Genomic DNA, 12,019 nt, shown 5'->3' with positions numbered 1-12,019 from the left:
ACCCCAAACCGTTCGTGTGGACCAAGACCAGCGAAGAGATCCTGGGGTCGATCGGCCGCTACTGCGGCGACATACTCCAAGCAACCGGCACCGAACAATAATGCAGCGCTTCAATCGGACAGGACACCACTAGGTCACTCAAGTAGCGAAGCGGTCGTGACCCGGACTCCTAGGATGCCCGCGCACCCAACTGCCGGGAGATGCGATGGCGAGCGCCACGACGCACGGCTCAGGCAACCAGCGATCGGCGGACCGGACGCCGGACGAGGCCGCGCTGGGCCGGTTGCGGCGCCGTGCGTTGCGCCGTGCCGAGCAGGGGCTGGCGGTCACGCGCGACGAGGCCGCGTCGCTGCTGACGTGCCGAGGCGTCGAGCTCGAGCGCCTCGTGTCGATCGCCGGCCGGATCCGCGACGCGGGCGGCTTCGTCACGGCCGACGGGCGTCGACGGGTCACCTACTCGCGGAAGGTGTTCATCCCGTTGACGCACCTGTGCCGCGACCGCTGTGGGTACTGCACGTTCGCGTGGCCACCCAAGCGCGACGTTCCCGCCTACCTCTCACCCGACGAGGTCGTCGATATCGCTCGTCGCGGCCAGGCGGCCGGGTGCAAGGAAGCGCTGTTCACGCTCGGTGACCGCCCCGAGGAGCGCTACCCGCGGGCACGACAGTGGCTGGAGGCCCACGGTTACACCACGACGCTGGAGTACCTGCGGGCGGTCGCGATCCGGGTGATCGAGGAGACCGGCTTGCTGCCGCACCTCAACCCCGGCGTGATGACATGGACGGAGCTCGCCACCTTGAAGCAGGTTTCGGCCTCGATGGGACTGATGCTCGAATCGACGTCGCGGCGGCTGCTCGACAAGGGCCAGGCGCACTGGAGTGCCCCCGACAAGGATCCGCAGGTACGGCTGCGCACGATCGAGGACGCCGGTCGGCTGTCGGTCCCGTTCACGTCCGGGCTGCTGATCGGCATCGGCGAGACGCTGGTCGAGCGGGCCGACACCGTCCTGGCGCTCCGCGACCTGCACCGCAAGTACGACCACCTGCAGGAGGTCATCGTCCAGAACTTCCGTGCGAAGCCGGGGACGGCCTTCCGCGACCGGCCGGAGCCGACGTTCGACGACCTGCTCGCCACGGTCGCGATGGCGCGGATCGTCCTCGGCCCGAAGGTTCACGTGCAGGCCCCCCCGAACCTCACCCCCGACCGGTACCCCGCGATCCTGCGGGCCGGGATCGATGACTGGGGAGGCGTCTCGCCGATCACGCCCGATCACGTCAACCCGGAGATGCCCTGGCCTGAAGTCGACGAGCTGTCCCGCCGGTCCGCCGAGGAAGGTCGTCTCCTCGTCGAGCGGTTGACCGTCTACCCGGAGTACGTCGAGCGACCCGACCCGTTCCTGGCCGGGCGGATGCGCGGACCGGTGGCGGCCCTGGCGACACGCGATGGATTCGCCAGGCCGGGCCACCGCCCCCGGCCTCACCCGTGGCAGGACCCTGACGACCTTGCGACCAAGGCCATGACCGCCGGGATGCGGGCGGTCATCTCCGGCGACGAGGCGGGCGGGTCGGCCGCCGATGGGCGGAACGCCCGCTCGGCCGACGACGAACACCAACGTGCCGTGTACGGAGACGTCCACTTCATCGCCGCGGACGTGGTCGCGTCGAACCGTCCTCGTGAGCACGGCACCGCCCGCACCGCGATCCGCCGGGACGTCGCCGCGGCCCTCGCGAACGCGCAGCGGGGCGCCATCCTGGACGACGACGAGGTGTTGGTGCTGTTCGACACCACCGGTGTGGAGCTCGAGGCGCTGTGTCGGGCGGCCGACGAGGTCCGCGCCGACCGGGTCGGCGACACCGTCACGTACGTGGTGAACCGCAACATCAACTTCACCAACATCTGCTACACGGGCTGCCGGTTCTGTGCGTTCGCGCAACGCCGCGCCGACCGCGACGCCTACAACCTGTCCCTCGACGAGGTCGCCGACCGCGCGGAAGAGGCGTGGGAGGCCGGCGCCACCGAGGTGTGCATGCAGGGCGGCATCCACCCGGACCTCGGCGGCGGGTACTACTTCGAGATTCTCGACGCGGTGAAGCGCCGGGTCCCCGATGTCCATGTGCACGCGTACAGCCCGATGGAGGTCGTCAACGGCGCGACCCGGCTGGGCATCTCGATCCGCGAATGGCTGCAGGAAGCGCGACACCGCGGCCTGGGGACGGTGCCCGGCACAGCCGCGGAGATTCTCGACGACGAGATCCGGTGGGTACTGACCAAGGGGAAGCTGCCCGCCGCCGCGTGGATCGAGGTGATCACCACAGCACACCAGGTCGGGCTGCGCTCGTCGTCGACCATGATGTACGGCCACGTCGACGAGCCGCGGCACTGGGTCGCGCACCTGAAGCGACTGCGCTCCATCCAGGAAGAGACGGGAGGCTTCACCGAGTTCGTCGGGCTGCCGTTCGTGCATCAGCAGGCCCCGATCTACCTGGCCGGGGTCGCGCGGCCTGGACCGACATGGGAAGACACCCGCCGGGTGCACGCCGTCGCGCGACTGCTGCTCCAAGGCGCCATCGACAACATCCAGCTGTCGTGGGTAAAGATGGGCTTGGACGGGGCGGTCACCATCCTGCAGGGCGGCGCGAACGACCTCGGCGGGACGCTGATGGAGGAGACGATCTCGCGCATGGCCGGATCCGAGCACGGCATCCGTCGGTCCCCCGAAGAGCTGCGCGCGACGGCCGCTCGGGCCGGGCGCCCCGCCGCCGAACGCACCACGACCTACGACCGGTTGGAGACCACCGGGATCCGCTACCGCGTCGCTGCGACGGTCTGACCGTGGGGCAACACGGCGATGCCGCGGTGGGGGCTGAGCGGGCCCCTGGCCACTTCGATGTTCGCAGCGACTCCCCGCCGGATCGGCACGCCGCGACTACGCTCCGGACGGCCGTGGAGGGGGACGAACGTGGACGACAGTCTCTTCGTGCGGGGCGCGGACGAACCGGACGTCGAACGTCTCTTCTCTGAGGCGGTCGAGCGCCAGGTCACCGAACAACGCGAACTCAACCGTTTCCTCGGTGACGCCGCCGAACGCCTCGACGGGATGGAATCCGTGTTGCGCGCACTGCGCGACAGTGCCGCCTCACAGGCGGTCGCGCTGCGCTCGGAGGTCCACGAGGCGCTGGCGCGGCTGGGGGAGGAACTCGACGAGCGCTTCCGTCGGCTCGCCGAGGAGATCGACCGTCTGCGCCAGGCCAGCACCGACCACGCCGTGCGTCTGGTCCAGCTGGCGGAGTCCACCGAGGACGTCGTCGCCTCCCTCGACGAACGCGCCGCCCGGCTCGATCAGGACGTGCAGCGGCTGGCGGACCAGCACGCCAAACCCGACGACGACGTCGCCGAACGGGTCGAGACAGCCCTGTCCGACCTCGGTCGGGTGGTCCGCGGAACGATCGAGGCAGTCGAGCAAGACCGCAACGCCGAGGTCGTCGGGCAGGTCAGGCCCGTCGTCACGTTCGTCTCCGACCGTCTGGCCGCCATCGAGGAGCAGGTCCTCAACGCGCCGTGGCGTATCGGCGAGGCCGTCGTGGCTGGGATGGAGGAGCGGCTCGCGGCGTTGGTCCGAGCTGACGACGGCGACCGTCTCGTCAGCCAGGTCGCCGGCGAGTTGGACGCTCGGGTGGCGGCGTTGGGCGAGCGGCTGGTGGCGCGGATCCGCGAGGATCGTGTCGAGGCGGCGGAGTCCCTGCAGGCGCTGGTCCAGGCGGTCGAGGCGGCCACCGACCGCACGACCACGCTTGACCGGCGCGTGGAGGCGCTCGCCGAGGACGTCCGGGAACAGGCCGTGTCACAGCGCCACGAGGACGCGGGCCGCCGTGAGGCGGACGCCCGGGAGCTCCTCACCCAACTCGGGGCGCGCGTCGACGCGGGCATCCAAGACACCGTCGTGGCGCTGCGCACGTCGCTGTTGAGCCGCCTGGCGGCCCTCGAGGAGCAGGTCGAGAACGGGTCCTGGCGTATCGGCGAGGCCGTCGTGGCCGGGATGGAGGAGCGGCTCGCGGCGTTGGTCCGAGCTGACGACGGCGACCGTCTCGTCAGCCAGGTCGCCGGCGAGTTGGACGCTCGGGTGGCGGCGTTGGGCGAGCGGCTGGTGGCGCGGATCCGCGAGGATCGTGTCGAGGCGGCGGAGTCCCTGCAGGCGCTGGTCCAGGCGGTCGAGGCGGCCACCGACCGCACGACCACGCTTGACCGGCGCGTGGAGGCGCTCGCCGAGGACGTCCGGGAACAGGCCGTGTCACAGCGCCACGAGGACGCGGGCCGCCGTGAGGCGGACGCCCGGGAGCTTCTCACCCAACTCGGAGTGCGCATCGACGCCGGGACCAAGGACGTCCGCGTCGCCGTGGAAGCCTCGCTGGCGCAACTCGACGCCGCCATGGACGCGCGGTTCGCCACCCAAGACGCACAGATGCGAGCCGGCCGCCTCGCGATCGAGGACCAGTTCATCGCCGCCGAGGAGCGCCGTGTCACCGCCGACGCCGCGACCCGGGCAGCCGTCGACGAGCAGCTCGCGACCTTCGTCGTCCGCGCCGATCAGCTCACCCGCGGCGTCCAGGAACGGACCGACGAGCTCCGCGCAGCGGTCGAGACTCACCTGACGGAGGCGACCCGCCGCAGCGAGGACCACCTGGCGCAGGCCGCCCGCATCAGCCAAGACCACCTGGCGGAGGCCACCCGCATCAGCGAGACGCAGCTGGCGCGCGTCAGCCGCATCAGCGAAGCGATGCAAACAGCGCTCGACGCCACCCTCGAGCGGGTGGTCGCCGACCTCCACCATCGCCTGCAGGCACTCGACGCCGGCCTGGACGAGCGACTGCCGCAGGTTTTGGAGGAGCACCGTCGCCAGCTCGCGGATGCGCTCACCACCGCGTTGGACCGCAGTGAGCAGCAGCTGCGCGCCGCCCACCAGGAGCTGCGCTCGGTCGGTGGTGAGGTCCAAGAGCTCGGGGTCGGACTGCAGGAGCGTGTTGAGGCGGCGATCGACCGGGCTGCGACCGAGTTCCGACGCGGGACCCAAGAGGCGACCGAGGTGGTACGCACGATCGGCGACGAGGCTGCCGCCGACGTCCGCGCGGTCGGATTGCAGACTGCCGGCAACATCCGGGTGACGAGCGACGAGGCTGCCGCCGACGTCCGCGCCGCGGGTGAGCACGTGCGCCAGCTCGTCGACTTCGTCGGCCGGATGGAGGCATCCCTGGTGGAGTACCTCGACGCCCGTGATCGCCGGCTCGAGCAGGAGCGCCATCGTGTGCTGCGGGAACTGGTCGAGGAGTTCGCTGCGGGGGTGTCGCGGCGGGAGCGGCGCAAGCTTGCGGGGCGTCTCGACGCCGCCCGAGAGCGGATCCTCGGTCACGAGCCCCCGACCGACCCTGAGCCGCGGCCGGTCGGGGGGCCAGCTCTCCTCGACGCGCTCGCGTCCGACCCTCGGGGCGAGGCGACATCGACGACGTGGGACCAACACGAGCGCGCGACGTCGTGGGCGGCCGGCGAGACCGACGCGGCCGTCGATCACAGTGGGGCCGAGGTCACGGGCACCGCGCCCCACACACACCCCGGCGACCACCGGGCCGATCAGCGGGCAGCCGCCGGGCGCGAGGTCGTGGCCGGCCGCACGCCAGCTTCCCACGGCGGTGAGAACGGTGCCCGCTCGGACCTGCAGGCGGTGCTGGCCGACGTGAAGGGACTGGGAGCCGCCAAGACGCAGGCGCTCCTCGATCGCTTCCCAACGCTGGAAGCGATCCGTGCCGCGACCATCGATGAGCTCGTCGAGGTCAAGGGGATCGGGGTGGCGACCGCGCGCGAGATCCGGCGCAGCGTCCGAGCCTGACAGTTCGAAAGGCCGACCAGGGCGGCGCAGCGGCGCCCGGACCTGCCGCCATCCTCGCTCGCCGCACGCATCGGGGTGGGCATCGAACCCCATGGATTGGGGTGGGCATCGACGGCGACCACAACCTGTCGTGGTTTGGCCCTTGACGCCACCCGCTTCCGCCGCTAGAAACGACGTCGGTGTAACTACACCAGCGTGGTGGTCGGCGTGGGACTCAGCGCCGAGCCGCCCTTCCGGTGCGGCCACCGCACCGGTCCGCGCGAGAGCGAGGAGCGCACTGTGGTAGCCGACACCGCGACCGTGACCGGGGACCTGCGGGACGGGGTCGACCTCGGCCCGGCGCCCTGGATGGCTGATGCCAAGTGTCTGGATGCGGATCCGGAGGCCTTCTTCCCCGAGAAGGGCGGATCCACCAGGGACGCCAAACGCATCTGCGCGGCATGCAGCGTCCGCGACGAATGCCTGCAGTACGCGTTGCGCAACGATGAGCGCTTCGGGATCTGGGGCGGCATGAGTGAACGGGAGCGCCGGCGGCTGAAGCGGCTCGCTTCCTAGGACCGCCAGCGAACGCGCCGGCCGCCCCGCTCGGTGTGTGCTCGCCGCCGAGTGTGCTAGCGTCGCCCTCCCAACGCCCGCCAGCTCGGCGGGCGTCGCGCTTGGGCAGTGCACCCGTCCGGCGAGTGATCGTCACGCGGTCCAGAAGGAGCGGCGCTGGACAGTCCGCGCGTTCTCGCCGTCGTCGTCGCGCACGACGGTGCTGCATGGCTGGGCGAGTGCCTCGAGGCCTTGGAGGCGCAGACCTACCCGGCGCTCGAGGTCGTCGCCGTCGACAACGGCTCCACCGACGGGTCGCGCCACATCCTCCGCGAGCGACTCGGCATGGAACGGGTACTGGTGGCCGACCGCGATCTCGGCTTCGGTGGAGCGGTCGGCATGGCCCTCGACAGCGCCGTGGCAGCCACCTCGCATGCACGCTGGCTGTTGGTGTTGCACGACGATGTGATCCTCGAGCCGGACGCGGTCGACTGTCTGGTCGCCCACGCCAACGGCGACGGGCACGTCGCGGTGGTCGGCCCCAAGCTCTTGCAGTACAACGACCCGCGGTTGCTCCAGCAGGTCGGGATGGCGATCGACCCCACAGGACGCCCGGACTCGGGGCTCGAGCCCGACGAACTCGACCAGGGCCAGCGCGACCGCGTGCGGCCGGTCCTGTACGTGTCCAGCGCAGCCATGTTGGTGGACCGCACGCTGTTCGAGGAACTCGGTGGGTTCGACCGCCGCTACCGCGTGTTCCGCGACGATCTGGACCTGTGCTGGCGCGCCTGGCTGGCCGGCCGCGACGTCGAGGTGGCACCGGCTGCCGTCGGGCGCCACGTTCGCGCGGCTTCCAACTACGAGCGGCTCGGTGAGATCGCACCGCTGGGCCCGCGGTACTTCGCTGAGCGCAACACGCTCGCGACGATGCTCAAGTGCTACAGCCTGGCCCGGCTGGCCTATGTCCTGCCGCTGTTCTTCGTGGTCGGTGGGGCCAAGGTCGCGGCCTTCGTCACCGCCCGCCGGCTGAGCGACGCCTGGCAGACGCTGCGCGCCTGGGGCTGGAACGTCCGCAACCTGGGCAGCACCATCCGGCTGCGGCGGACGGTGCAGGACAGCCGGACCCGCACCGACGGCGAGCTGCGGCCGTTGTTCGCTCGCGCCGCGCCGCGGCTGGGGGCCTACGCCGAGGCGATCGCCGACCGGGTCGCGGGCGGCGAGCTGGAGCTGCCGTCCCCACCCGACGAGCGGGCGACCGACGAAGTGTCTCCCGGCCCGCGCGCCGTGCGCCTGGTCAGACAGCAGCCGGTCCTGGTGGCCGCCATGATCCTGACCGTCGTCGGCCTGATCAGCGCGGTCCCACTCCTGGGTGGCGGTGAGCTCCGCGGCGGTGATGTCGCCCCGTGGCCGGCGACGTCGCGCACGTTCCTGCGGGTGTACGCCTCGGGGTGGAACGACGCGGGGGGGCTCGGTTCGGCCGGGGCGCCGTCACCGGCGCAGGCCCTGCTGGGCCTGGTGGGCATGTTGGCTCTCGGGTCGGCCTGGTTGGCCCCGCGCCTGCTGCTGTTCGGGTTCCTCCCCGTCACGTGGTGGCTCACGCTCCGCGCCGGCCGCCTGCTGACCCCGGCTCGGGTGCCACGGGTCCTGGCCGCGTCCGCCTACACGTTGAGTCCTCCGGTTCTGGCCGCCTTGACCACCGGAAGGCTCGGTGGGTTGGTCACCGCGGCCGCCATCCCGGCGCTGACCTTGGCGGCAGCCCATCTGACCAGCCTCGCGGTCGCGCCGCCAAGCGCCTGGCGAGCGGTGGCAGGCGCCGCTCTGGTCACCGCAGCGATGATCGCCTTCGAGCCCTCCACGGTGCCGCTGCTCCTCGCCGCCGTCGCCGTGGGACTGGTCGTCGTGGTCGCCACACCTGCTCCGGCGGCGGTCCGGCGGGGTGTCGCTGGCCGGATCGTGGTGGTCGTCGTCGGGGCGCTGCTGTTGCTGCTGCCGTGGTCGGCCTCCCTGGTCGGGTCGGCTTCACCGGTCCTGGGCGGCTTCGGTGACCCCGGCGCGATGCCGTCACCGTTCCTGCGGTGGCTGGCGCTGTCCCCGCAGCTGCCCGGCTTCCCGGGGCTCGCGGTCGGCGTCGCGTTCCTGGCGGCCGGCCTGCTGGGCCTGATCGTCGGGTACCCGCGTCGCCCCGTTCCGGTGGCCACGCTGTGGGCGGTCGTGCTGCTGTCGGTCCTGGCCGCGTGGGGTCTTGGGGCCAGCGGTGACGGGGCGGTCGGGTGGCCCGGCCTCCCGCTGCTGCTGGCGGCGTTCGCGTACGCCGGGTTGCTGGCGATCGCGTTCACCGTCGCCGGAGACGTGCTGCGCGAGATCGCATTCGGGTGGCGACAGGTCGTCGTGGCGGGGACCGCGGTGGCGGTGGTCTTCGGCGGCGTGGCAGCGACCGGCTACCTGGTCACCGATCCGTGGGACGCATTCGTGGTCGGCGAGCCGGCTCTGCCCGCCTTCATCGGTGCCGAAGACGACGCCTTGGGCCCCTACCGCGTCCTCGTGCTGAGCGAAGAACACGGGGCCATCCGTTGGGACGTGGTGGGCTCGGATGGCCCGACGATGCTGCGGTACGGAGCGCCGAGGCCGGCGGAGCTGCTGGAACTGGTGCAGCGTGCGATCTCGGACGCGGCCGCACACACGAACCCGGCAGCGGCGTCGCGGCTGGGCCTCGCCAACATCCTGTACGTCTACGTGCCCGAGGGAGGACGGTCGCCGACTCTGCAGGCGGCGCTCGACGATCAGGTCGACCTCGAGCCGCAGTCGGTCGAGCACGGTTTGCTGTACCGCGTCGGCCGCTGGCTGCCGCGGGCGGCCCACGTCTCGCCCGCGGTCGCGGTGTCGGTCGCCCGCCGCGGCGAGGTCCCGCCCGACGCCAGCCCCCGACCGCTCACCGTCGCCGAGGACGACACCTTCGCGGGGGCCGTCCCGTCTGCCGGGGTGGTGCTGCTGGCCGAACAGGCCCATCCCGGATGGCGTGCGACCGCCGACGGGGCGGTGTTGGAAGGTGGCTCTCAGTTCGGTCTGGCCCGCTTCACCGTGACCGGTCCCGCCGACCAGGTGGTGGTGACCTACGCGCGGCAGCGGAGGCGGACGCTGGCCATGATCGGTCAGCTGATGATGCTGCTGCTGGCCGTCTCCCTGACGCTGCGCCCACCGGGGTTCGTGGAGGAGCGCCGGTGAGGGCGCCGACCTCGACCCCGACCGCGTTCGCCATGGTGGCGCTCGGCATCGTCGCCGGGGTCACGCTCGATCTCCTCACCCCTGCGGCGTCGGACGCCCCTGCGACCACCGCGGCGGGGCCGGCCGTGTCCGGGACGTGGCACTGCGCGGCGGGCGACACCGCCACGGGCAATGGGATGTTCGTGATCACCGCCGTGCCGCCCGGGAGCGCCACCGGGTCGGTCGTCCGTGTCGACACCGTCGGTGGGGGAGAGATCTCCCGTGGGGCGGAAGCCGAGGTTTTCGCCGGAGGTCTGCGGGTGGACGGCCTGCCGCCCGAGCGGACGGAGGCCGGCGTCTGGGCACGCTGGTGGCGCACGCCCGCGGCGGTCACGCGGGTATGGGTCCGCGGACAGGCCGGTGAACCGGCGGGTCTGGTCGAGGGGCCGTGCGTGGCCGAGCCGAGCCCGACCTGGTACTTGCCCGGCGTGAACACCGCCGGCGGGGCGCAGGCGGCCCTCAGCCTGGTCAACCCCTTCGACGTCGACGCGGCGGTGGCGGTGGATCTCCTCACACCCGACGGCGTGCAGCGGCCCGAACGGCTCAAGAACGTCGGGATCCCAGCCCGGACTGTGAAAACCATCCCGTTGAACGAGCACGCCCCCGAGCTCGCCGACCTCGGCGCTGTCGTGCGGTTGCGTGCGGGGCGGGTCGTGGCCGAGGCCTGGCAGAGCGTGGATCCCGCGGTCGGTGGCGTCGAGGGCCTGACGCTGGCGCCACTGGCGCCCGCCCCGCAAGACACCTGGACGATCCCGTGGTTCCGTACCGGCGACGCCGAGTCGTGGCTGTGGGTGGCCAACGCCAGCGAGAGCCCCGCGTCCCTGGCGGTCACCGTGCACACGCCGGATGGCGGGGCGCCACCGGAGGGGCTGGAGGAGTTGACCGTCCCCGGCGAGTCGGTCCGCCGTATCGACCTGCGTGGAGCGCTCCCCGAAGACGCCCGCTCGGCCGGCGTGACCGTGACCTCAGCCAACGGCGTCCCGGTGGTGGTGTCGGCGGCCACGCGGATCACCAACCCCGACCCCGAGCGCACGGGGTTCGCGATCCAGCTCGGCGAGCCTGACGTGGACCCGCAGTGGGTGATCTCCACCGGTCCGCTCCGCGGGCGACACGAGGTCCTGCACCTGGTGAACCCCACCTCCGAACCCGTGACCGTCGAGATCATCGCCGCCTCTGCGACCAGCACCGTGTCGCCGGAGGACTGGCGGCAGGTTGCCGTCCCCCCAGGGACCGCGATCGACATCAACATCAGTGCCGCGGGTGACGATCTCGACCAACACGCGATCTTCGTGCAGGCCGACGGCGGTGGTGTCGTGGCGGGCCTGCACTCCGTGGAGCGATCGGGACGGATGCGGCTGTTGGCCCGCGCCGGGGTTCCCAGCCGGGTGTGGGCGGGTGGTCAGCCTGTCCCGCCGGTGCGGTTCGCTCCGGGACTGCCCCAGCGACTGGGCACGTCGCTGGGCACGGCCATCCGGTCGGAAACCATCACCGACGTGCAGGACGTTCCGACCCCGACCGCTTCCCCCGTCGACGGGGCGGCGGACACCACGGAGCCGAGAGCTGCCCGATGACTACCAGCCGAGCTCGCCGAGCCGGTCGTCGTCGATCCCGAAATGGTGGGCGACCTCGTGGACCACGACTTCCCGGACGAGATCGGCCAGTTCCCGCTTGCTGGCGACCCGCGCTTCGATCGGCCGCCGGTACAGCGTGATGCGGTCGGGCAACGCCGGTGGATCGCCGGCGCGCTGCGTGCGTGGCACGCCCTGGTACAGGCCGAGCAGCACCTCGTCGCCGTCGCCAAGGACATCCGCTGGCGGGACGTCCTCCACGACGATCTGCACGTTCTCGACGTGGCGGAGCAACTCGTCGGGTAGGGACGTGAGCGCGTCGTCGACCAAACGCTCGAAACGTCGCAGGCTCGCAGCGCGGAACCCGTCCGGCGGTCGTCGCCGACCGTCTGCATCGGCGCGACGGTGGCGGGCGTGGCGATCCTTCATCGCGGTGAGCGTACGGCGAACCGAGGTCTTGACCAGTCGGGCGCGCCTGCGGTACAATGATGAGGTCGTCCCGAGAGGTTGACCGCCAAGTGCGGAGATCACTCGGGACGACACCTTTGTCTCCTTCGTCATCTCCTTCGTTCGCGTGCGTCTGTCTTCGCCTGTCGGTCACCACGCTGGCTCTTCTCTCCCCGTGACGTCTGCGACGCATCTCGTGCGCGCCGGGCGGAACGTCGGTGAGCCTGCGCTGGCGCCTGGTCGATCGGACGTCACCACGAGCGACGACGGCTCGGTCGGGAAGCGGGCGGGGCGGCAGGTCGGCAGGTCGGCAGGTCGGCAGGGCGGCAGG

5 protein-coding genes and 1 pseudogene are annotated in these 12,019 nt (G+C 71.8%); 5 read left to right on the top strand and 1 reads right to left on the bottom strand.

Annotation, left to right across the window (positions count from 1 at the left end; all coding sequences use genetic code 11):
• Positions 1–205 precede the first annotated feature (205 nt).
• The 5 genes and pseudogenes from KY462_07265 to KY462_07245 all read left to right on the top strand — a co-directional run bounded on the left by KY462_07265 (position 206) and on the right by KY462_07245 (position 11,244).
• Entirely contained in the window at positions 206–2,830 is a 2,625-nt protein-coding gene (locus tag KY462_07265) for a bifunctional FO biosynthesis protein CofGH (GenBank protein ID MBW3577525.1), read from the top strand.
• A 129-nt stretch (positions 2,831–2,959) separates the two neighbouring features.
• Entirely contained in the window at positions 2,960–5,878 is a 2,919-nt protein-coding gene (locus KY462_07260; GenBank protein MBW3577524.1) for a hypothetical protein, read from the top strand.
• Positions 5,879–6,226: 348 nt separating this feature from the next.
• Positions 6,227–6,433 (top strand): WhiB family transcriptional regulator, encoded by a 207-nt coding sequence (locus KY462_07255; protein ID MBW3577523.1) that lies wholly within the window; start codon positions 6,227–6,229, stop codon positions 6,431–6,433.
• A gap of 156 nt (positions 6,434–6,589) precedes the next feature.
• A pseudogene (locus KY462_07250) lies at positions 6,590–7,267 on the top strand (glycosyltransferase family 2 protein).
• Positions 7,268–9,630: 2,363 nt separating this feature from the next.
• Positions 9,631–11,244: a hypothetical protein gene (locus KY462_07245; protein ID MBW3577522.1), complete on the top strand. Its 1,614-nt coding sequence runs from the start codon at positions 9,631–9,633 to the stop codon at positions 11,242–11,244.
• Here the strand turns inward: KY462_07245 and KY462_07240 are convergent, their stop codons facing one another.
• Complete coding sequence (locus KY462_07240; GenBank protein ID MBW3577521.1) at positions 11,245–11,670, bottom strand: metallopeptidase family protein; 426 nt, start codon at positions 11,668–11,670, stop codon at positions 11,245–11,247.
• Between the last annotated feature and the right edge of the window lie 349 nt (positions 11,671–12,019).

This window comes from Actinomycetota bacterium (assembly GCA_019347675.1).
Classification (GTDB): Bacteria; Actinomycetota; Nitriliruptoria; order Nitriliruptorales; family JAHWKO01; genus JAHWKW01.
The sequence above is the reverse complement of the archived record's forward strand: the minus strand, read 5'-3'. Positions and strand labels throughout refer to the sequence as shown.